We start from the raw sequence: 21,468 nt of genomic DNA, 5'->3' as shown, positions 1-21,468 counted from the left end.
GGGGCATGCCGCACCAGCACAAGGCAAGCCAGGCGGTGGCCAAAAGATAATCAACCAGGAAACAACAGTTACAGCAAATTTGTAATAACAAAACAAAGTATCGCTGGTGGATGCTGAAAAGATGGCACTAGAATCAAGTCACGAATCTTGCTCATCAGCCACTTGGAGATACTGCGTGCCGACCCTCACCACCTTGCGTCAAGCCATCCTCATCAGCCTGTACGGCAGCGCCGCCCTGGCCGTTTTCAGTCCTGCCGCCATGGCCCAGAACACGGAAGCGGCCGCCACGGAAGGCCCCGTGCAAACGGTCAGCGTGGTCGGCTCGCGCCGGGTCGCCAGTTCCGCCACGGATACCATGGTGCCGGTCGATATCATTCCCATTTCCAAGGTGGCCGAGCAAGGCGGCCAGTTTGATCTGGCGCAATCGCTGCAATACATCTCGCCCTCGTTCAATTCCACGCGCCAGACGGGCGCCGACGGGGCCGACCTGATCGATTCAGCCGCCCTGCGCGGCCTCGGTTCCGACCAGACCCTCGTGCTGGTGAACGGCAAGCGGCGCCACACGACGGCGCTCGTCAACCTGTTCGGTGCGCGCAACCGCGGCAACACGGGCACGGACATGAATGCGATTCCCTTGTTGGCGATCAAGAACGTGCAAGTGCTGCGCGACGGCGCCGCCGCCCAATACGGCTCGGACGCCATTGCCGGCGTGATCGACATCGAACTGAAGAAAAGCCTGGGCTGCGAAGCCGTGGCCGGCTACAGCCAGTATTCCGCAGGCGACGGCAAGAATTACATGACCTCCGCCTATTGCGGCATCGCGCTGGGCGACAAGGGCACCCTGGCCATCACGGGCGAATACCTGGACCGGGGCCGCTCGAACCGGGCCGATGCGGACAGCATGCGCATCATCGGCGACACCAAGTCCAAGAACAAGACCCTGTACGTGAATGGCGACTACGCCACCAGCCCCACGGGCAAGCTGTATTTCACGGCCGGCGCGCAGACGCGCGACGCGTCCAGCGCCGCATTCGGCCGGGGCGGCATCGGCAGCGACGACATTCCATCGCGCAATTCGGCCGCCATGTATCCGGACGGTTTCGTGCCTTTCATCAATGGCAAGATCGACGACCAGTACGCCACCATCGGCCACCGCAGCCAGATCGGCGAATGGCATGCTGACTTTTCGCAAACCTATGGCTACAACAAGATGCGCTACGACATCAGCAACACGCTGAATGCCTCGATCGCCAACCTCGACCTGATGAACGGCGGCAAGGGCGTCAGCCCCAGCCGTTTTGATGCGGGCGGCTTCTCGTTCCAGCAACTGACCAGCAACGCCGACTTCAGCCGCTACTACGACACGGTGATGCGCGGCATGAACGTGGCCTTCGGCGCCGAATACCGCAGCGAGGAATACAAGATCATGGCCGGCGAACCGGGCTCCTACAACGACGCCGACGGCGTGGGCGTGGGCGGCAATGCGGGCAGCCAGGGCTTCCCCGGCTTCCAGCCCGGCGACGCCACCAAGGCCAAGCGCCACAGCATCGCCGCGTATGGCGACGTGGAACTGGACTGGACGGAGCGCCTGAAAACCCAGGCGGCCCTGCGTTATGAGAAATTCAGCGATTTCGGCTCCACCGTGACGGGCAAGCTGGCCGCCAGCTATAAAGTGGCGCCCAACGTGCTGCTGCGCGGTTCGGCCAGCACGGGTTTCCGCGCGCCATCGTTGCAGCAAGTGTATTTCTCGTCCACCTTCACGGACTTCATCGGCGGCGTGCCCACGGACGTGGTGCTGGCGCCCAACGGCGGCGCCGTCGCCAACGCGGCCGGCATTCCGAAGTTGAAAGAGGAAAAGTCGACCAGCTTTACCTTCGGCACCACCTGGACGCCGACGCAAGCCATTTCCGTGACGGCAGACTTGTACAACATCAAGATCAAGGACCGCATCGTGCTGTCGGGCCGCTTCAATGCCGACAACTACCCGGACCTGGCCGCGCGCCTGGCCCTCCTGGGCGTGGGCGAGGCGCAATTCTTCGTCAATTCCATCGACACGCGCACGCGCGGCCTGGACCTGACGGCGTCGCACAAGGGAGAATTGGCTGGCAACCGCCTGAACACCTTCCTGGCCTTGAATTTGAGCAAAACGGAAGTGACGAAGGTCAAGACGCCGGAATCGCTGAAGGGCTATGAAGACGTGCTGCTGTCCGAGCGCGAACGCCTGTTCATCGAACAGGGCGGCCCGCGCGCGAAAGCCACCCTGGGCTTCGACTACATCACGGGCAAGCTGGAATCGGACTTGCGCATCATTTATTTTGGCCCGCAAACCCTGGGCACCTTCAGCGGCACGGCCGAAGGCGTGCCGAATGCCCGTTACGCGGCCAAGACGTCCGCCGACCTGAGCTTCACCTACAGCATCAGCAAGAACACCAAGCTGACCTTTGGCGGCAACAACATCTTCAACGTCAAGCCCACCACGCAAAACGCGGACGAGACGGACAATGGCTTCAAATACGACAGCGTGCAGTTCGGCCTGAACGGCGCCTCCTACTTCGGGCGGCTGTGGGTGAAGTTCTGATCACCGTGTCCGCATGAAAACAGCGGCTGCGCCAGCATGGGCAGCCGCTGTTTTTTAGTTAGGCCGAACAGTTCAGCATCCACTGCACCCCGAACTGGTCCGTCAATTTACCGTAATAATCGCCCCATACCTGGATGGCGAGCGGTGTCGTCACAACGCCTTGATACGCCAGCTTGTCAAAAAGCTCTTTCGTTAACTGCCTGTCATGCATTTGCAAAATATGTGCAGACCCTCGCATGGGCTCTGCATCGTCATTGTCAGAAGCAAAGAACAACACGCCTGGTCCTTCGAATCGGGCATGCATGATTTTCCCGCGCATGGCTTCATGATGGAGCGGCATGCCATCCACGCCAAAGCGCAAGACATCGCTTATCTTGCCCAGCCCGCATTGCGTGTAGAACGCCAAGGCTTGTTCGCAAGTGGTAGTAAAGAAAAGATAATTGGATAATTGCATCAGCTCATCCTTGCATCAGGTTAGGCAAAGCGAAAGTGACGGAGCGGTCGCTGGCAGGATATCCAGATGCGATCAACCGTCCAGCAGTGGCTGCAGGCAGCCCCCATGGAGGATAGCCAATTATCCATCCGAAAAACTCATGCATTGTCACGAAAACACCAGTGACCGCCGATGGACGCTGCCCCCGCACACACGGATATCGCTTCAACGCCCCTGCTGCCCCAGTTTTCGCACAAAGTCACTTTTCCGGCCATCCCACAGGCATTTCCGGCATCGGCCTGCCTCGAACACGTGCTCGCACCGTGGCAAGCCATAGATGACAGAGGCGCATTCGGGACACAGGCTGGCCATGCCTTCGGCGTCGTCACGGTATCGGCTGCCGCATTCGTCACAGGTTTTCACAGTTCACTTTCACAGCTCATACACTCCCATGCTCCAGTACCGGCTGCCTTGCCTGTTGCGGGCAAGCCAACCCAAGGCCTGCAACTCCTTGCCGATCAATCGATTCATGATGCCATGCCCGACCAGCAGCACGGGCCCCCTGGCGGCAAGCGCAACCAGCCGCTCGGCGGCGGCCCTGGCGCGCTGCCGGGTTATCTGCAACGAGTCCGATCCGCGCGCATAACCGAACAACCAGAGCAGGCGAAAAATCGCTGCCCAGGCTTCAGCCGGCAGCCAAGGGGCCTTCCAGAGCGCAAAGGGCAACCCTGCTTCAGAGAACATCGCATCTTGCATGAATGGCAAGTCGCCCAATGCCCTGGCCGATGAGCATGCCCTCGGTGCCGTGCTGGCCACGATGGTCGACGCGGAAAGCGCTGCCGCAGCGCACTGCGCAGGGATGCCACCTTCTTTGATGATCGATTGATTGTAGAGATTAATCCACTGTCCCATTTGCAGCGGCGCTATCCAGCGCCCTTTGGCGAGTCGGGGCTCGCCGTGTCTCATTAATGTTATTCGCATGTCCAGTCAGATCGCCTCGCACATTTATCCGTCCGCTTCATGGGGGAGCTTGCCCCTTGCCTGCCCTGCCGGCCTGGTCTTGCGGCTCCCCGCCAGCACGGCCGCCGCGAACAATCTTTGCCCTGCGGCGGAAAGCACGGATAATAGCGGCTAACTCATAAGCACAGTATTGGATTACCTCATGGAAATTAAAGTCAACTTTCTCGACAAGCTGCGTCTCGAAGCCAAGTTCGACGATTTTACGGTCATCGCCGACCAGCCCATCCGCTATAAAGGCGATGGCTCGGCGCCCGGCCCGTTCGATTACTTTTTGGCATCATCGGCACTGTGCGCGGCCTACTTCGTGAAGTTGTATTGCGATACGCGCAATATTTCCACTGAAAATATCCGCCTGTCGCAAAACAATATCGTCGATCCTGAAAACCGCTACCAGCAGATTTTCAAGATCCAGGTCGAGTTGCCGGCCGATATCTCGGACAAGGACCGCCAGGGCATCCTGCGTTCGATCGACCGTTGCACGGTGAAAAAAGTGGTGCAGGCGGGGCCGGAGTTCGTCATTGAAGAAGTGGAGAACCTGGACGCCGATGCCCAGGCCTTGCTGGCCCTGAATCCCGCCCCTGGCGCAAGCACCTATATCGTCGGCAAGGACTTGCCGCTGGAACAGACCATCGCCAATATGTCCAGCCTGCTGGCGGGCCTGGGCATCAAGATTGAAATCGCTTCGTGGCGCAACATCATTCCCAACGTGTGGTCGCTGCACATCCGCGATGCGCATTCGCCCATGTGTTTCACCAATGGCAAGGGCGCGACCAAGGAAAGCGCGCTGGCGTCGGCCCTGGGCGAGTATATCGAGCGCCTCAGCAACAACCATTTCTACGCCGGTTCGTTCTGGGGTAACGACATCGCCAACGCGGATTTTGTCCATTACCCGAACGAGCGCTGGTTCAAGCCGGGCCGCAAGGATGCGCTGCCGAAAGAGATTCTCGACGCCTACTGCCGCGACATCTACGATGCCGATGGCGAGCTGCGCGGCTCGCACCTGATCGACACCAACTCCGGCAACGCGGAGCGCGGCATCTGCTCGCTGCCGTATGTGCGCCAGTCCGATGGCGAGACCGTGTATTTCCCATCGAACCTGATTGAAAACTTGTACGTCAGCAATGGCATGAGCGCCGGCAACACCCTCGTCGAAGCACAGGTGCAATGCTTGTCGGAAATTTTCGAACGGGCCGTCAAGCGCGAAATCATCGAAGGCGAGATCGCCCTGCCCGACGTGCCGCAGGACGTGCTGGCGAAATATCCGGGCATCCTGGCCGGCATCGCCGGCCTGGAAGAACAGGGTTTCCCCGTGCTGGTGAAAGATGCGTCGCTGGGCGGCGTGTATCCGGTGATGTGCGTCACCCTGATGAACCCGCGCACGGGCGGCGTGTTTGCCTCGTTCGGCGCGCACCCGAGCCTGGAAGTGGCGCTCGAGCGCAGCCTGACGGAATTGCTGCAGGGCCGCAGCTTCGAAGGCCTCAACGACTTGCCGCAGCCGACGTTTGCCAGCGAAGCCGTCACCGAGCCGAACAATTTCGTCGAACACTTCATCGATTCCAGCGGCATCGTCTCGTGGCGCTTCTTCAGCGCCAAGGCCGATTACGATTTTGTCGAGTGGGATTTTTCCGGCCACGGCGAAAACTCGAATGCCGAGGAAGCGGCGACCCTGTTCGGCATCCTCGCCGGCATGGGCAAGGAAGTCTACACGGCCGTATATGACCAGCTGGGCGCCACCGCCTGCCGCATCCTCGTGCCCGGTTATTCCGAGGTGTACCCGGTCGAGGATTTGATCTGGGACAATACCAACAAGGCGCTGCTGTTCCGCGCCGACATCCTGAACCTGCACCGCCTGGACGATGCCAGCCTGGAAGACTTGCTCGACCGCCTGGAAAACAGCGAGCTCGACGAGTACGGCGACATCGCCACCCTGATCGGCATCGAGTTTGACGAAAACACGGTGTGGGGCCAGCTGACGACGCTGGAATTGAAGCTGCTGATACAGCTCGTCCTGCAGCAATTCGAGGAAGCGAAAGAGCTGGTGGAAACCTTCCTGCAGTACAACGACAACACGCTCGAGCGCAAACTGTTCTATCAAGCATTGAACGTGGTGCTGGAAGTGGAACTCGATGACGAGCTGGAGCTGGACGATTACGTCGTCAATTTCCGCCGCATGTTTGGCGACGCCCGCATGGATGCGGTGCTGGGCTCGGTGGACGGCAGCGTGCGTTTCTTCGGCCTGACCCCGACCAGCATGCAACTGGAAGGCCTCGACCGGCACCAGCGCCTGATCGACAGCTTCAAGAAATTGCACGCGGCGCGCGCCAAGGCAGCCACAGCCAGCTAAGGCGACGGGCCAGCGTCCATGCGCAGGAGTAACGCCTGGAACGCCTGTCAAAACCTACTGCGCGTCGGTTTGGCCAGGCGTTGCGGGTCCGGACACAGGTTCGCCCCGGCGCGATACCTGTGCCCGGGCGCGGTAGTTGCCGGATGACCGCCTGGTACGCGCTGGATGCGCTGCAACATGCCGCGCAAATACGTATCGCCTATGTTTGCCGCATGAGCACGCTGTCCATGCGCTTCAAGCTGAAAGTTCCTGAGTGAATAGTCTGAATTGAGCTAGCGCAAAGTCCTCCTTGTTTCAGACGAAATAGCCTGCCGCGCACCGGAATCCGGCGTATCGTCATCGCTGTTGCCACCACCACGACATGCCAAAAACGGAGGGCAACCTGCATCGGGGGGGATCTCATGGCTACGCTATCGCGCGCAACCGCCGGCTTGCTGGTGCTGGCAGGCATATTATTCCATGGTACGGCGGCCACGGCCGGCTGCCCCGACTGTCAATACGAAGCATGCGCGCCACTTGTCGGATGTGTCTGCCTTCCTAAAAGTGGCTGCATTCTCCCTCCCGCCATCGATCCCGGCAAGGTGACTGAGCGTGGCAAGACAGATCCCATCGGCACCATTCTGAATCCGCTTGCCCCGCTCAATCCCACCGGTATCCCGACGACAGGCGACATCATCGAATTTGTCGTAAAAAATCCCGACACGGCAATACAGTTGATACAGAATCCAGGCCAGATTCCCTACACGCCGGTGGCAGCGGCGATGGTATCGGCACGCAACGCCGTCGTCACCAGCGGCAATGCCAACAGCATGGCCCCAGAAATCAAGGCTTTCCTGCTGCGCTGGCATACCCCCGACCTGCTCGATTCCGTCCGCTGGACCAGCGAGTGGAGCGCTTTGCAAAACACGCTGCAGGCGGCGCAAATGCAATTTAACAGCAACACGCGCGCGATTACGGTCTTGAATGCCGTCATTTTTCGCAGCGATGACGATGCGCGCGATCCGGCACTATGGGCGCATGAAATGCTGCATGTCCAACAATACAAGAATTGGGGCGTAACGGGCTTTGCCAAGCAATGGGTGGATAACTCGTCCGATGGCGGTCCTGTCGAAGCACCCGCCTATGCCCGGGAAAACGAGGCCAGACTGCTGCTGTCGTCGCATGCCGGCAACCGCGCGTTGGGTGTCTCTGCATTTTACCCGCCCATACCGCAGAAACTGCCGTCAGGATGGATGCTGACAAGCTGCCAATGTTGGGGGTCGGTGAGTCCAGCAGCACAGACCGGCGCGCCCGTCTGCCAATCCGGCATCGCCATTCCCCGCGCGTGCGGACCTGCCGGCATCTGCGGCGACGGTGGCGCTCCCTGGCAAACCAGTTGTCTGTGATACCGAGCTCAAGGCCACCGGCAAGCCAGCGGCGCGGCATCATGCGCGCAATCAGCCGGCCAGCGCCGCGATTTCCTTCTGCATGTTTTCAATGGCCCGTTCGTTGTATTGGTTGGCAAAATATGCATCGCCGAACAGCTGGCCCGCCTGCGCCTTGGCGCACAGATGCTGCAGCGCCAGGCCCCGCTGCTCGTTGAAGCGCACGGGGTCCACGTGCGCGTATTCGCGGCCGATGGCTTGCGTGTAGGCTTGGTACACCTCGTCATCCTGGCCCAGGATGGCCAGGTCGGCGCTGAGCATGGCGTCTTTCAGCGGGTGGCTGATGCCCGGTCCCTGGAAATGGTCGGTGACGCGTATCAATTGCGCCACATCAAGGTTGTCGCCCGCATCGAGGCCGCTGGCCAGCCACAGCTGGGCGCTCGCCTCTTCGCTCGAATACAGGGCGTCGTCGTCGTGGCTGTAGACGGCGTCGTGGAACCAGAACGCTTTCTTGACCAGCGCGCTGTCGCGCTTGGGCGCATAGGTATTGTCGGCCCACACGCGGATTTCGGACAGGCCGTGCACCAGGTGGTCGAGGTTGTGATAGTGGCGGTCCGCGCCGCCATACGCCTGCGGCCCCGTCAGGTGGACAAACCAGTGATCCGCCAGCGCGATATCCGCTTGCGAGGCTGTCGCATTGTTCCACAGCGCTTCCCACTCCTTGCGCAGGCAATCGAGTATCCACGCCTGGTAGGCCGGGCCGGGGACGAATTTCTTCATGGTCCAGTTCCAGCCCACGGGGCCTTCCAGCGCCTTGACGAAGCTGGAGCTGACGGAGCCGAGGTCGCGCGGCGGCATGACGAAGATCGTCTTGGCGCCCTGCAGCACGTCCACATTCGTTTGCTGGATCAGGTTTTCATAGTCGAAATCGGCCGTCGTGCGGATGCCGCGGATCAGGTAGTCGCAGCCATGCTTTTTCGCCGCGCGCGCCGTGTAGTCGCCCTTGACGATGACCACCTGCACATTGTCCCAGCCGCACTCGCGCGCGCTCTGCTCGATGATGCGCTTGCGGTCTTCGGCGGGAAATTGCGGCTTCTTGGCGGGGTTTTGCGACAGGAACACGATCACCTCGTCGGCGAGCGAACGCGCTTCGCCGATCACCCACATATGGCCGTTGGTGATGGGGTCGAGGGTTCCTGAAAATCCGATCTTCTGCATGCTGCGCTCCGTGGTCTGGTTCTGCTTGTTTCGCAGACAATATAGGGCCACGGCGCGCGCGTCAATGCAACATGCCAAAGATCATGGTCAAAATGCTCATTTCACGGCTTGCGGGAATTCCACGCGCACGCACAGGCCGCCCAGGCGCTCGGATTTATCCAGCACCAGGCGCGCGCCATGGCGTTCGGCGATGGCCTTGATGATGGCCAGCCCCAGGCCGCTGCCGTTGGCGTCCGTGCCGGGCACGCGGTAGAAGCGGCTGAAGACGCGCTCGCGCTCTTCGGGCGGGATGCCGGGGCCGCTGTCTTCCACGGATAACGTCACGCCGACGGGGCTGGCGCGCAGGTCGATGTCGACCGTGCCGCCCTGCGGCGTGTACTTGATGGCGTTGTCGACCAGGTTGCGCAGCATGATGTTGAGCGCATCGGCCTGCCCCGCCACCTTGGCCGGATCCATGTGATGCAGGCCCAGGTCGATCTTGCGCGCCTGCGCGATGCCGGCCATGTCACCCAGCGCGCGCTTGACGACATCGTTCAAGTCCACCGCCTGCAGCTGGTCGCCGCTGGCGGCGCTCGCTTCCTGGCGCGCCAGCACCAGCAGCTGCTCGACCAGGCGCGTGGCCCGCTCGATGCCGGCGCTCACGCGGGAAATCGCCAGGCTGCGTTTTTCTTCCGATTCGGCCCGTTCCAGGCTCAATACCTGCAGTTTCAGGGCCGCCAGCGGCGTGCGCAATTCATGCGCGGCGTCGGCAACGAAATGCTGCTGCGCGTCGAACGCCGTCTTGACGCGCCCGAACAGCAGGTTCAGTTCATGCACGAGGGGGCGCACTTCGTCGGGCAAGCCCGCTTCCGAGACGGGAGACAGATCGTCCGCCTGGCGCGCCGCCACCTGCTTGCGCACGCGCGAGACGGGCGCCAGCGAACCGCTGACGACCCACCAGACGACCAGCATCAAAATAGGCGCCATCAGCGCGATGGGCCCCACCGTGCGCAGGGCCAGGCTGCCGGCCATGCGCTTGCGCACGGCCATGTCCTGGGCGATCTGCACGGTCTGGGAACTGGTTTGCACGGAAAAGATGCGGTACGTCGTGCCGTTGGCTTTCACGTTGGAAAAGCCCAGCACGGCGCGCTGCGGCAATTCCGCGCGCGTGATCGAGCGGAACACCTGCACGCCGTCCGGCGTCCACACCTGCACCACCATGTCGTTGTTGACGGGGTCGGCCGGCAACGCTTGCGCATGGTTGGCCAGCGGCGCGCCGGAGCGCAGCGACAGGGCCATCTGCTGCATGTGGTAGTCGAAGATCTGGTCGGCGTCGTACAGGGCGCTGCGGTAGGCGATCGAGGCTTGCGCCAGGGCCGCCATGATGATGGCCGCCAGCAAAAACCACAGCAGGCGGCCGCGCAGCGAATGCGTCACCGTGACCTTCATCCTCATGCCTTGGGCACCATGTAGCCGAGGCCGCGCACGTTCTGGATCAGGTCGCTGCCCAGTTTCTTGCGCAAGCCATGGATATACACTTCCACGGCATTGCTGTTGACTTCATCTTTCCAGCTGTACAGCTTTTCTTCCAGTTGCGCACGCGACAGCACGATGCCGGGACGGGCGATCAAGGCTTCCAGCACGGCCCATTCGCGCGCCGACAGGTTGACCGGGTGGCCCTCGGCGATCACTTCGCGCGTCAGCGGATTGATGGAGACGCCCTGGTGTTCGAAGATCGGTTCCGGCCGCCCCGAGGCGCGCCGCAGCAGGGCGCGTATGCGCGCCAGCAATTCGTCGAGGTCATACGGCTTCAAGACGTAATCGTCGGCGCCCGCGTCGAGGCCCGCGATGCGCTGCTCGATGGCGTCGCGCGCCGTGGCCACCAGCACGGGCGTGTCGAGCTTGCGCAAGCGCATCGAGCGCAGCACGTCGAGGCCATCCTTGCGGGGCAAGCCCAGGTCCAGCAGCACCAGGTCGTAGGTTTGCGTTTGCAGGGCCGTATCGGCCATGTCGCCATCCTTGACCCAATCCACCGCGTAATGCTCGGCGCGCAGCAAATCGAGCACCACCTCGCCGATCATCGTATCGTCTTCTACCAGCAATAAGCGCATGCCCTACTCCTTCATCTTGACTGTTTTATCGACCTTGCATCCTGCGCCAGATCAACCGAGGCGCACGGGAATGAAGATCTTATCGGGGCCGCGCTGTATCAGCAAGGCCACCGACTTGGCGGATTTTTCCACCACGTCGCGCACCTGCTCGACCGTGTTGACGGGACGGCCATTCACCGACAATAGCACGTCGCCCGGCTGCACTCCGGCATTCGCGGCGGCGCCGCCCGCGTCTTCCACCAGCAGGCCGGCGCTGATGCCCGCCTCGCGTTTTTCATCCGATTGTAACGGACGCAGGGCCAGGCCCAGCTTTACCTTGCCGGCGGCGCTGTCGCTCTTCGCCACTTCGGCCACCTTGTCGGCCGCATTGCCCAGGGTTGCCGTCAGGCTGACGATCTTGCCGTCACGCCAGACATCCATGCTGATCTTGTCGCCTGGCAAGGACGTACCCACCAGCGCCGGCAAGTCGGCCGAGCCGATGATGCGCTGGCCATTCACCTTGCGCACCACGTCGCCCGACTTCAGGCCAGCCTTGTCGGCCGGGCTGCCCCGCTCCACGTTGGCCACCAGCGCGCCTTCCGGCGTGGCCAGCTTGAACGAGTCGGCAAAGCCCTGGTTGACTTCCTGCACCGTCACGCCCAGCTTGGCGTGGCTGGCCTTGCCCGTGGCAACGATCTGGTCCTTGATGCGGCCGGCCAGGTCGATGGGGATGGCGAACGACAAGCCCTGGAAGCCGCCCGTCTGGCTGTAGATCTGCGAATTGATGCCGACCACTTCGCCGCGCGTGTTGAACAGGGGACCGCCCGAGTTGCCGGGGTTCACCGCCACGTCCGTCTGGATGAACGGCACATTGCTGTCGTCCGGCAAGGAACGGCCCTTGGCGCTGACGACGCCGGCCGTCACCGTACTGTCGAAGCCATAAGGAGAACCGATGGCCAGCACCCATTCGCCCACTTTCAGGTCGCTCGAGTGGCCGAGCGGCACGATGGGCAGGTTGTTGGCGTCGATCTTCAGCACGGCGATGTCCGTCTTCGGATCCGTGCCCAGCACCTTGGCGCGGAATTCGCGGCGGTCGTTCAGCTTGACGGTCACTTCGCGCGCATCGCGCACCACGTGGGCATTCGTCATGATGATGCCGTCGGGGCTGACGATGAAGCCGGAGCCGAGGCCGTGCGTGGGCACGTCGCGGCCGCCGCGCTGCCCGCCTTGCGGCCCCTGGAAGCGGCGGAAGAATTCGAGGAAGGGGTCGTTGCCGAAGTCGTCATTGCCGGCCTGGGCCGATGGGTCGTACGCCACCTTGGTGCTGCCCGTGACGCTGATATTGACGACGGCCGGGCTGTTGCGCGCGGCGATCTGGCTAAAGTCGGGCAAGGCCACCAGCGGCGCGCTTGCTGCAGGCGCGACTGCCGCGGCCACGGGTGCGGCGGGCGTGCCTGCGGTGGCATTCGCGCCGGCATTGTTCTGATGCATCACCATGGCGCCACCGGCGCCCAGCACACCGATCGCGGCCAGCGCGGCTACGGTGCGTTTGATTTTCAGCGATGCGGTATTCGTTTGCTGTTCCATGAATTGCTCCTCATTCAATGAGATTTTGATGTATGCAATAGTGGGCCACGAGTCTTAGGCGGTGCTTAACATTTTTCCATTTGGAAACAGGCATTTGCGCCTTTAAGCGGGGTTTAATCTTGCGTGGCATGGGCAACCAATGGAAGCCCTGAATGCGGCCCGAACGGGCTCCGGACGTGACACTGGCCGGATCGACCGGCCAGTATTCTACTGCATGGGGAAGCGCTGTTCCCTCCCGCCGATGCCGGCGCGTGGCGCCGGGATCAGCTCAGCTCAGCTCAGCTCAGGCTGCCTGGCGCTGTTCCAGCGCGCTGACGGTGGCGCCAGTGGTGGTGCCGATCTCGATCTTGCGCGGCTTCAGCGCTTCCGGCACTTCGCGCACCAGGTCGATGGTCAGCATGCCGTTTTCAAACGTGGCGCCCGTGACCTTCACGTGGTTGGCCAGCTGGAAACGCTGTTCGAAATCGCGGGCAGCGATGCCGCGGTGCAAGAACGTGCGCTCGACGCCATCTTTCTGCTTGCGGCCAGTGACGTGCAGGGAATCGCGTTCCGTGATGATGTCGATCTCTTCGCGCGAGAAGCCGGCCAAAGCCATCACGATGCGGTACTTGTCTTCCGATACGAGTTCGATGTTGTAGGGCGGGTAGCTGGGCTGTGCATCGGCGCGCTGTTCGTTGAGCAATTGCGCCAGGCGGTCGAAGCCGATGGCGGAACGGTACAGGGGAGCAAGGTCAAAAGTACGCATGATAAATATCCTTTTCATTAAAGCGATAAGAGGGGCGGACCTCACCATGAGCATCCGCCTGTTACCGATATACGGCCTGCCAACGCCCTTTCAAGGCCTTGAAATCGGTGAAAAACACCCCAGACGGCAAAGAATTTGTAAGAAATTTTTACATGCCCCATCCAGCGATGGGTTGCATGACACCCCTCATGCAGGGCCGGCTTTTGGTGTATGCTGGCGGCATGAACAATGACACCGACATCCAGCTCAGCGGCCCCTTCAAGGCCACCGACGGCTCCGGCCGTGCCCACGACATCAAGGCCATCCGCATCTTCGACGAAGGCTACGGCATCATCGACGTCTACGTCGATTTCGCCGCCCCGCTCGAAGCGGGCGCCTGCAAGGACAAGACCCTGGTCGGCCACATCCTGGCCCGCCTGCGCAGCCTTGGCTATGTAGGCCCCGACTTCGGCCATGGCGACCTGGGCTTGCAAGACAAGAAACTGATCGTACTGGAAGCGCCCGAGGAATTTTCCGCCTTTGCCGTGAGCAAGGGCTGGAAGGATCTATCCGCCGAATTTGACGAAGACTGAGAACACCTGACCAAATCTACTGCGCGTCGCGCTTTGCGGCCGGCGATGCTCACCGTGCTTTAGCACGGCTGCGCTTCTCGGCCACAAATCACTGCCGCTCGCTACGATTTTGTCAGGTGTTGTAAAGTACCAATAGTATCCGCGCCGCGCCAGCTTCTGCTGCCGCGGCGTTTTTCATGGGCGACAACTTAGTTCAGCTTAGTTCAAATAACGCGCGCTCCAGGCAGCGATGACGTTGGCGACATAGGCCGCGTCGTCGCGCCCCGTCAACAGGTGGTCGGCATCGTCGAGCGAAACGAAGCTTTTCGGGTGCTTGGCGGCCGTAAAGATCTCCATCGCGTTCGACAGGCTGACCGTCGTGTCATTCGGCGCGTGCATCACCAGCAGGGCGCGACGCAGGCCGGTGATGTGGGTCTTCAGGCTGTGGCTGCCTGCGTCGTCGACGAATTGCTGGCGGATGCGGAACGGCCGCCCTTCCAGCTGCACCAGCGCTTCGCCTTCGGCGGCGATTTGCTCCAGGTGCTCGCTGAACATGCGCGTCACGTACGCGGGCGTGCTGGGGGCGGCCAGGGTGGCGATGGCGGTGGCTTCCGGCACTTGCGACGCGGCAGCCAGCACGGCGGCGCCACCCAGGCTATGGCCGATCAGCAATTGCGGCGCGGCATGTTTTGCCCGTAGGAAATCAGCGGCGGCGACCAGGTCGTCCACGTTCGACGAAAAATTGGTGGCGGCGAACTCGCCTTCGCTGGCGCCCAGCCCCGTAAAATCGAAGCGCAGCACGGCGATGCCGTGTTCCGTGAGACCTTGCGCGATGCGCCGCGCGGCCAGCACGTCCTTGCCGCAGGTAAAACAGTGGGCGAACAGCGCATAGGCGCGGATGGCGCCGTCGGGCGCATCGAGCCGCGCCGCCAGCACATGGCCGTGCGCGCCGGGAAAATCTTGCCGGGTGGATTTCATTGTCTCAGATCAAAGCTGCCGCGCAGGGCGGCCGAAGGCGCATTGTAGCGCCGCCCGGCCGCCGCCGCTGGCGGCTGGCAAGCTTCAATCACGCTTGGGAATATCCACGCCCCTGGCGACGGCTGGCCTGGCAAGGAAGGCGTCCAGCGCGCGCTGCACGTTCAGGAAGTTGGCAAAGCCGACGAAGTCGCCCGCGCCATAGAATCCCACCAGGCAGCGCACCCACGGGAAGATGGCGATGTCGGCAATCGTGTACTGGCTCCCCATGATCCAGTCGCGGCCCTGCAGGCGCTGCTCGAGCACGCCCAGCAGGCGCTTCGCTTCGCCGATATAGCGTTCCAGCGGACGCTTGTCCTCGTAATCCTTGCCGGCGAATTTGTGGAAGAAGCCCACCTGGCCAAACATGGGGCCGATACCGCCCATCTGGAACATCAGCCATTGGATCGTTTCATAGCGCAAGCCCGCGTCCTGCGGGATGAACTTGCCCGTCTTTTCAGCCAGGTACAGCAGGATGGCGCCCGACTCGAACAGGGCCAGCGGCTTGCCATCGGGGCCGTCCGGGTCGAGGATGGCGGGAATCTTGTTGTTCGGATTGAGGGACAGGAAGGCGGGCGACAGCTGGTCGTTTTGCTCGAAGCTGACCAGGTGCGGCTCGTACGCCAGGCCCAGCTCTTCCAGCAGGATGGAGACCTTGATGCCGTTCGGCGTCGGCAGCGAGTACAGCTGCAAGCGCTCGGGATGCCGGGCAGGCCATTTTTGGGTGATGGGGAAGTCGGAGAGTTGGGACATGAAAATCCTTTTGAGGTGTATGACGTGGCACAAGCAGGCAAGTATAGCCAAGCATGACAGTTTCAGCAGGACAACGCCTTCAACCAAACAAGCCATGCAAAAACCAGCGCGGCGCGGCATCTTCTCCGCTGCCGGCGATGCGTTCACGGTAGACCCAGTAATGGGCGTGATCGAGTCCTTCGGCAATGAAATAATCGCGCGCCTGCGACTGCCCCCACCAGCCCGCCTCAATGCGTTCGGCGACGGACACCATTTTCAACGGCGAGCCATAAAACGGCCGGTGTTCGCGCATCAGGAGGGCGATGGGCTGGGCCAGCAGCCAGCCGGGACGGGGCATGCCGGACAAGCCGGGCGGCAAGTCCGGCTGCGCGTTTTGTGCGCCTGGCCTGGCCGGCAGCGGCAGCCACTGGTTGGCCGCCTCGGGCCGGTAATCGGCGCGCGGCGCCGCCTGCAAGACATTCTCGGCGCCCAGGCGCGCCACCAGCAATTCCAGCAGGCGCTGGCGCTCCTGCGGCGTGCCGCCCGGCTCGGGAAACAGGGTGTCGCTGGGCGGCGCCATCGGCTGCACCTGCAGCGCTTCCAGGGTGAGGCCGATCACGGGCGCCTCCAGCACCAGCTGCGCCAGGCGTTCCTTGAGCAAGCGCAATAAATGCTCGTCGCGCCAGACGGCCTCGCCCAGGGCCAGGTCGATGACGGTGGGCGGGCGCGCCACCCTGCCCCGCTCGTGCGCCAGCAGCAATTGGATGCGTTCGACGGCGAATTGCCGCGCGCACAGCCAGCCCGTCATTTGCTGCAGCAGGCGGCGCGCGCCGAACAGCAGCGCTTCCGCGTGCTCCACGCGGTCGAACAATTCCAGGCTGGCGCAAAACGTGGGCGGCGCTTCGAGCCACAGGTACAGTTCCGTGCCGTGGCCATGCGCATCGTCGAGCATGTCGAGCAAGGCCCCGCCGCAGCGGCGCTGCAAGCCGGGCCGCGGCAAATGGCGCAACTGCCCCAGGGTGCGGCAGCCGATGCCGTCCAGCCATTCCAGCCAGGGGCGCGCGGGCGGCAGCAAGGCGCACGGCAGGCCGTCGAGACGGCGCACCAGGCTCTCCATGCCCAGCACGCGGCCCCGGCGCGTCCCGGCGCGCGCCAGCAGCCAGGCGCCGCGCGCCGTGGGGGCGCACGACAGCTGGGCCGTGTAGCCCAGCGCGCGCAAGCTGGCCGCAATCTGCCGGCACAGGGCGCGCACGCCCCCGAACAGGCGCAGGCTGGCGCCCGCATCGACGAGCAGGGTCGCTTCCTCGCCCTGCGCCACCAGCGGCGAATATTGCAGCAGCGCCAGCGCCACCGCTTGCAGCGCCTGCGCCTCCAGTGCCAAAGAGCGCTCGTGCAGGCGCGCCTGCGGCGCCAGCATCAGCGCGCCCGCGCGGCGCATGCCCGGCCGGATGCCCGCCGCCCGCGCCAGCGGCGACACGGCCATCACTTGCTCCTGCTCCAGCACCACGCCGAGAAGGTCAGCCGACCAGCGCGGGCAAAACACTTCGAGCGGGAGCCTGGGCAGGTACAGGCCGATCCAGAGTCGCATGGCGTAGCAGTAATGAAGGAGGTTGCAGGGACAGGAACAGGGGCGCGTCGCGCTGCGGTCCCCGGCGCTTGATGAAGCCGATCTCGATGCCGCCGGCGGCCGGGCGCACGGACAGGCGCAACGGCGCCGGCGACGCATCCTGCGCGCCGTGCAGCGGGCGCAGCATGCAGAACAGGGTGTTGCCGGACTGCGCGGCCAGGTGCAGGCGGCGCAGGCTGTCGGCGCGCACGTGCGGCTGCCAGAACAGCAAGGCGCCGCACGTGCCGCTGCGCAAGATGTTTTCCGCCGCCCACAGGGCATCCTTGCTGCCGGCGCTCTTGAGCCACAGCAGTTGCGACGGCGCCAGCCCCTGCGCGGCCAGGGCCAGCGCCTGCGGCGGATGGGGCGGCTGCAGCAGCACGATGGGCAAGCCCGGCAGCTGCGCCAGCGCGGGCGCCAGCAGCCGCAATTCGCCGCTGCCCGGCTGCTGCACCAGCAGATCGATGAGGCTGCCGCAGGGCCAGCCGCCGCCGGGCAGCTGCGCGGACAGGGCGGCAAAGCCCGTGTCCAGGCAGCGCGTGGCGCCCTGCCCCAGCTGCGATGCGCGCCACAGGGACGGGTGCAAGGCTTCCGGCGAGGCCATCAATTGGGAAAGTTGCATAATTGAATATGAAGACAAATACTGTATGCATATACAGTACTATCCGGTCCCCCTTTTGGCAAGGCCTATCTGCGCATCCCCATCCGGGGGCCGTTCCGCGACGTCCGAAAAACACCGTTTTTCACATCGATTGCTGTACCATAAGCACTCTCCTTACCGCTCGGCAATGCACCGGGCGGCCTCCTCCGTCCATAAGGAAACGCATTTGACCACCATCCAACTCATCAGCGCCATCGTCTTCGGCCTCGCGCTCATCCACACCTTCGCCGCCAAGTCGTTTGAAACATTATCGCGGCGCCATCCCCGCCATGCGGGCTTGCTGCACTTGCTGGGCGAAGTGGAAGTCGTGTTCGGCTTCTGGGCCTTCATTTTGATCATCATCATGGCCTTTGTCTCGGGCGGCGATGCGGCCATCGAGTATGCCGAGTCGCGCCATTACACGGAGCCGCTGTTCGTCTTTGTCGTCATGGTCGTGGCCGCTTCGCGCCCCGTGCTCGACGCCGTGCAGCGCCTGTTGAAGGGCGTGGCGCGCGTGATGCCGCTGCGCACGGAACTGGCCCTCGTCTGGCTGGGCCTGGCGCTCGTGCCCCTGACGGGCTCCCTGATCACGGAACCGGCCGCCATGACCCTGGCCGCGCTGATGCTGGCGCCGCAAATCTTCCGCCCGGGCATCCCTGAATGGCTGAAATACGGCGCGCTGGGCGTGCTCTTCGTCAACGTTTCCATCGGCGGCACCCTCACCTCGTACGCGGCGCCGCCCGTGCTGATGGTGGCCACCACGTGGAACTGGGACAGCGCCTACATGGCCACCCACTTCGGCTGGAAGGCCGCCATCGCCGTGCTGGTCAACGCCACGGGCGTGAGCATATTGCTGCGCAAATATCTGCACAGCAACACCTCCGACATCAAGCCGAAGGCCGGTGAAGTGGAAGCGCCGAAAGTGCCGCTGGCCGTCAGCCTGGTGCACATGATCGTGCTGGCCGGCGTCGTCACCCTGGCGCACCATCCCGTGCTGTTCATCGGCCTGTTCCTGTTCTTCCTCGGCTTCGTGCAGGCGTATGAGCGCTATCAAAGCCCGCTGATCCTCAAGGAAGGCTTGCTGGTCGGCTTCTTCCTGGGCGGCCTGGTGGTGCTGGGCGGCATGCAGCAATGGTGGCTGCAGCCCATCGTTTCCAGCCTGAAACCGCTGGCCCTGTTCTTCGGCGCCCTGGGCTTGACGGCGATTACCGACAATGCAGCCCTCACCTACCTCGGTTCGCTGATCGTCGGCATGACGGACGAAGCGAAATACATGCTGATGGCGGGCGCCGTGGCCGGTGGCGGCTTGACCGTCATCGCCAATGCGCCGAATCCGGCCGGCGTGGCCCTGCTGCGCCGCGGCTTCAAGGATGAATCGATCGGCGCCGTCGGCCTGCTGGCGGGCGCCCTGCTGCCGACGGCCGTGGCGGGCCTGGCCTTCCTGGCCCTGTAAGACACTACACGGGGCGGCTGCCGGCCGCCCCTGCTCTCCCTCGTTCTCCCTCCTCAGTTACCTTCCTCAGTTTCCTTCATACACGAGGAAATGCAGCCGGTCATAGAACAGGCTGTAGGCATAGTCGAACGTGCCCACGCTGCGAAAACCCTTGTGCAGATACACTTGCAGCGCTTCGCTCTTTTCCCACACCGTCAGGGTGATGCGCGCGCAGCCCTTGCGGCTGGACAGGTCGCGGATTTCGTGGAACATCTGCCTGAATAAACCCTGCCCCCGGTATTTTTCGTCGATGGCCAGGCTGCTGACGAAACAGTCGTCGGCGCGTGCATGCGCGAGCACGAAGGCGTCATACGCATCGTCGAGCGCCTTCATGTCATCGCGGTAATACGAGACGGCGCCGCACGCCTGGAACTCGTCCATCGTCGCGGCCGTAAAGAAGCCGATGAAACGCCCGTCCTCGTCATGCAGGCCGTGGATGTGCGCCAGGTAGGGGTCGATGTTCTGCCGCCGCTGCAATTCAACGAACTGCAGGTTGAGTTTGTTGCCGAAAGAACAGTATTCCAGGTAACTGGTGGCAAACAGCAATTTGGCCATGCGGTTCTTCGCCTCGTCACCCAGCAGTTCGCCCGGCACCAGCGTGAGCGGCGCATGCGACAGCAGGCCCGCCTGAGCCTGAACTTCGTCACCTGGCTGGACGGTATCGCCGGCGGCCGGCATGCGGCTGCCGTGGCGGCCCACGGTGGGGCGCCAGAAGTTGCCGGCGGCAATATGCTGCGAACGATGGGCCAGCAGGTAGCGGCAAAAGACGTCATTCACGCGGTCGAGCTGCGGATCGTCCGACAGCACCGAGTAATAGTGGAAATGCTCGATATCCGCCCGCAATTGGGCAGCATACGCCATGCGCGGCACTTCCTCGATATCGAACACGTCGACGATATTGGGCAGGATCAAAGGATCGTCGAGTTGCCAGCCGATTTCGTCGAGCCGCGCCACGCAGCGCGCATACGCGCGCCGTTCCTCGTCGCTCAAGGGGATGTGCATGTCGGTAATGATATCGTCCAGCAAGCGCATGCCGCGGATGCCGCCCGCCACCGCTTCCCGCGCGCCGTCATACAGCACGCAATAGCGCTGGTAAAACTCGGCATGGCTGAGCACGGTCACGCCCAGGTTTTTCTTCCATTCGGCATAAAACTGGCCAAACAGCCGCGCCTCGAATTGCGGGCAGGAACGGGGAATCTGCTGGTCGATGCCCGCATACGCGCGGTTCACATTGCGCTGGATCACGCGCAGCGCCGCATCGTTCTTCTTGGCGATCAGCATGCCCGTTTCATCGAGAAACAGATTCATCCAGCTGACATGCCGGCGCTCTTCGCTGTCATCATCCTTGCGCTGGAAATAATCGGGCACTTCCGGCTTCATCAGGAAAATCGTCGCCGGATTGTGCGGGATCGTATCCACATCCATATACAGGCCGCCGTATTCGCACATGATGAGGATGCGGAAATAATCGGACAAGGTGGCGAAATAGCGCTGCGTATGCAGGGTATCGAGGATATCGAAGCGGGCCGGCGCGAAGTCCAGCGCCAGCGCGCGCAGCGAATTGATATGCAGGGTCGTGCCGCCGATGTCGTAGCGGCCTATCGTGTAGCGCCCGGCGCCGCCCGTGGGGCTGAAGCGCTCGTCATCGCGCAACTGCTGCGCATCCCACACCCACAGGATGGAGACATACGGCGCGCCGCCGTTGCAGCGCACGTCGTCGAGCGCCGCGCCCCACTGCTGGATCGCCTCGCAGGCGATGGCCGGCAAGGGCCCGCCCATCCAGATGCGGTGCAGGTAGCGCTCGTCCTCGCCGAGCGCGCGCGTGGGGATGCAGCTGAGCGAGGAACAGCTTGCCGCATTGAAATGATTGAAGTTCAGGGCGACGAAGCTGCGCAGGGCCGCGATGCCCGCCTGGTGCTCCGCTGCCAATTGCTCCAGGTCGCTGCCGGCCGGCCTGACATCGGCCAGGGTGATGTAATCGAGTTTCAGCCGGTTGATGCGAAACTCGTATTCCAGGTTGAAAATCTTTGCTTGATCGTGTTTCGAGGCCAGGTCATCTATTTTCATGGGCGCAC

Annotated in this window: 17 protein-coding genes; 5 read left to right on the top strand and 12 right to left on the bottom strand. The window is 62.9% G+C overall.

The features are described 5' to 3' along the window. Positions 1–175 precede the first annotated feature (175 nt). A complete protein-coding gene (locus CLU94_RS20175) occupies positions 176–2,578 on the top strand; it encodes a TonB-dependent receptor plug domain-containing protein (protein ID WP_099666931.1) in 2,403 nt (800 codons plus the stop codon). 58 nt (positions 2,579–2,636) lie between these two features. On the opposite strand, the gene CLU94_RS20170 is transcribed toward CLU94_RS20175, so the two are convergent. Continuing rightward, on the bottom strand, positions 2,637–3,032 hold the full coding sequence (locus CLU94_RS20170) for a VOC family protein (protein WP_099666930.1): 396 nt from the start codon (positions 3,030–3,032) through the stop codon (positions 2,637–2,639). A gap of 411 nt (positions 3,033–3,443) precedes the next feature. Then, positions 3,444–3,977 carry a histidine phosphatase family protein gene (locus tag CLU94_RS20160; RefSeq protein WP_180278713.1) on the bottom strand — a complete coding sequence of 178 codons (534 nt, stop codon included), beginning with the start codon at positions 3,975–3,977 and terminating at the stop codon, positions 3,444–3,446. Positions 3,978–4,173: 196 nt separating this feature from the next. Between CLU94_RS20160 and CLU94_RS20155 the strand changes: the two genes are divergently transcribed. Continuing rightward, a complete protein-coding gene (locus CLU94_RS20155; protein ID WP_099666927.1) occupies positions 4,174–6,375 on the top strand; it encodes an OsmC domain/YcaO domain-containing protein in 2,202 nt (733 codons plus the stop codon). Positions 6,376–6,776: 401 nt separating this feature from the next. After that, positions 6,777–7,760, top strand: a complete 984-nt coding sequence (locus tag CLU94_RS20150) for an eCIS core domain-containing protein (RefSeq protein ID WP_099666926.1) — start codon at positions 6,777–6,779, stop codon at positions 7,758–7,760. A 51-nt stretch (positions 7,761–7,811) separates the two neighbouring features. On the opposite strand, the gene coaD is transcribed toward CLU94_RS20150, so the two are convergent. From coaD to CLU94_RS20125, 5 genes are all read right to left on the bottom strand, one after another. Next, positions 7,812–8,957 carry a pantetheine-phosphate adenylyltransferase gene (gene coaD, locus CLU94_RS20145; RefSeq protein WP_099666925.1) on the bottom strand — a complete coding sequence of 382 codons (1,146 nt, stop codon included), beginning with the start codon at positions 8,955–8,957 and terminating at the stop codon, positions 7,812–7,814. A 96-nt stretch (positions 8,958–9,053) separates the two neighbouring features. Next, positions 9,054–10,385, bottom strand: coding sequence for an ATP-binding protein (locus CLU94_RS20140; RefSeq protein ID WP_070291769.1), 1,332 nt, complete (start codon positions 10,383–10,385; stop codon positions 9,054–9,056). A gap of 2 nt (positions 10,386–10,387) precedes the next feature. Beyond that, on the bottom strand, positions 10,388–11,047 hold the full coding sequence (locus CLU94_RS20135; RefSeq protein WP_034783312.1) for a response regulator: 660 nt from the start codon (positions 11,045–11,047) through the stop codon (positions 10,388–10,390). A gap of 51 nt (positions 11,048–11,098) precedes the next feature. Next, positions 11,099–12,613, bottom strand: coding sequence for a Do family serine endopeptidase (locus CLU94_RS20130; protein ID WP_099668404.1), 1,515 nt, complete (start codon positions 12,611–12,613; stop codon positions 11,099–11,101). 283 nt (positions 12,614–12,896) lie between these two features. Further along, on the bottom strand, positions 12,897–13,358 hold the full coding sequence (locus CLU94_RS20125) for an Hsp20 family protein (protein WP_099666924.1): 462 nt from the start codon (positions 13,356–13,358) through the stop codon (positions 12,897–12,899). A 221-nt stretch (positions 13,359–13,579) separates the two neighbouring features. Here CLU94_RS20125 and CLU94_RS20120 point away from each other — a divergent pair, with 221 nt between their 5' ends. Further along, positions 13,580–13,930, top strand: coding sequence for a hypothetical protein (locus CLU94_RS20120; protein ID WP_099668403.1), 351 nt, complete (start codon positions 13,580–13,582; stop codon positions 13,928–13,930). Between the two features lie 198 nt (positions 13,931–14,128). Here the strand turns inward: CLU94_RS20120 and CLU94_RS20115 are convergent, their stop codons facing one another. The 4 genes from CLU94_RS20115 to imuA all read right to left on the bottom strand — a co-directional run bounded on the left by CLU94_RS20115 (position 14,129) and on the right by imuA (position 17,883). Beyond that, positions 14,129–14,887 (bottom strand): alpha/beta hydrolase family protein, encoded by a 759-nt coding sequence (locus CLU94_RS20115; protein WP_099666923.1) that lies wholly within the window; start codon positions 14,885–14,887, stop codon positions 14,129–14,131. An 84-nt stretch (positions 14,888–14,971) separates the two neighbouring features. After that, positions 14,972–15,676, bottom strand: coding sequence for a glutathione S-transferase N-terminal domain-containing protein (locus CLU94_RS20110; RefSeq protein ID WP_099666922.1), 705 nt, complete (start codon positions 15,674–15,676; stop codon positions 14,972–14,974). Between the two features lie 79 nt (positions 15,677–15,755). Continuing rightward, positions 15,756–17,243, bottom strand: a complete 1,488-nt coding sequence (locus CLU94_RS20105; protein WP_099666921.1) for a Y-family DNA polymerase — start codon at positions 17,241–17,243, stop codon at positions 15,756–15,758. Beyond that, the gene (imuA, locus tag CLU94_RS20100) at positions 17,173–17,883 is read right to left on the bottom strand and encodes a translesion DNA synthesis-associated protein ImuA (RefSeq protein ID WP_099666920.1); all 711 of its coding nucleotides are present in this window, start codon (positions 17,881–17,883) and stop codon (positions 17,173–17,175) included. The genes CLU94_RS20105 and imuA overlap by 71 nt, the downstream gene beginning before the upstream one ends. A 205-nt stretch (positions 17,884–18,088) precedes the next feature. On the opposite strand from imuA, the gene CLU94_RS20095 reads away from it, so the two are divergent. Then, positions 18,089–19,354, top strand: coding sequence for a putative Na+/H+ antiporter (locus CLU94_RS20095; RefSeq protein ID WP_099666919.1), 1,266 nt, complete (start codon positions 18,089–18,091; stop codon positions 19,352–19,354). Positions 19,355–19,420: 66 nt separating this feature from the next. Here the strand turns inward: CLU94_RS20095 and CLU94_RS20090 are convergent, their stop codons facing one another. Next, entirely contained in the window at positions 19,421–21,460 is a 2,040-nt protein-coding gene (locus CLU94_RS20090; RefSeq protein WP_099666918.1) for a GNAT family N-acetyltransferase, read from the bottom strand. Between the last annotated feature and the right edge of the window lie 8 nt (positions 21,461–21,468).

The sequence above is a fragment of the Janthinobacterium sp. 13 genome, from assembly GCF_002749695.1.
GTDB lineage: Bacteria > Pseudomonadota > Gammaproteobacteria > Burkholderiales > Burkholderiaceae_D > Janthinobacterium > Janthinobacterium kumbetense.
This window is presented reverse-complemented; position numbering and strand designations above follow the sequence as displayed.

What these genes read in the sequence shown, in the direction of transcription:
- CLU94_RS20170 (WP_099666930.1), bottom strand. Translation starts at nt 3,032, where the DNA reads ATGCAATTATCCAATTATCTTTTCTTTACTACCACTTGCGAACAAGCC.
- CLU94_RS20160 (WP_180278713.1), bottom strand. Translation starts at nt 3,977, where the DNA reads ATGAGACACGGCGAGCCCCGACTCGCCAAAGGGCGCTGGATAGCGCCG.
- CLU94_RS20155 (WP_099666927.1), top strand. Translation starts at nt 4,174, where the DNA reads ATGGAAATTAAAGTCAACTTTCTCGACAAGCTGCGTCTCGAAGCCAAG.
- CLU94_RS20150 (WP_099666926.1), top strand. Translation starts at nt 6,777, where the DNA reads ATGGCTACGCTATCGCGCGCAACCGCCGGCTTGCTGGTGCTGGCAGGC.
- coaD (WP_099666925.1), bottom strand. Translation starts at nt 8,957, where the DNA reads ATGCAGAAGATCGGATTTTCAGGAACCCTCGACCCCATCACCAACGGC.
- CLU94_RS20140 (WP_070291769.1), bottom strand. Translation starts at nt 10,385, where the DNA reads ATGAAGGTCACGGTGACGCATTCGCTGCGCGGCCGCCTGCTGTGGTTT.
- CLU94_RS20135 (WP_034783312.1), bottom strand. Translation starts at nt 11,047, where the DNA reads ATGCGCTTATTGCTGGTAGAAGACGATACGATGATCGGCGAGGTGGTG.
- CLU94_RS20130 (WP_099668404.1), bottom strand. Translation starts at nt 12,613, where the DNA reads ATGGAACAGCAAACGAATACCGCATCGCTGAAAATCAAACGCACCGTA.
- CLU94_RS20125 (WP_099666924.1), bottom strand. Translation starts at nt 13,358, where the DNA reads ATGCGTACTTTTGACCTTGCTCCCCTGTACCGTTCCGCCATCGGCTTC.
- CLU94_RS20120 (WP_099668403.1), top strand. Translation starts at nt 13,580, where the DNA reads ATGAACAATGACACCGACATCCAGCTCAGCGGCCCCTTCAAGGCCACC.
- CLU94_RS20115 (WP_099666923.1), bottom strand. Translation starts at nt 14,887, where the DNA reads ATGAAATCCACCCGGCAAGATTTTCCCGGCGCGCACGGCCATGTGCTG.
- CLU94_RS20110 (WP_099666922.1), bottom strand. Translation starts at nt 15,676, where the DNA reads ATGTCCCAACTCTCCGACTTCCCCATCACCCAAAAATGGCCTGCCCGG.
- CLU94_RS20105 (WP_099666921.1), bottom strand. Translation starts at nt 17,243, where the DNA reads ATGCGACTCTGGATCGGCCTGTACCTGCCCAGGCTCCCGCTCGAAGTG.
- imuA (WP_099666920.1), bottom strand. Translation starts at nt 17,883, where the DNA reads ATGCAACTTTCCCAATTGATGGCCTCGCCGGAAGCCTTGCACCCGTCC.
- CLU94_RS20090 (WP_099666918.1), bottom strand. Translation starts at nt 21,460, where the DNA reads ATGAAAATAGATGACCTGGCCTCGAAACACGATCAAGCAAAGATTTTC.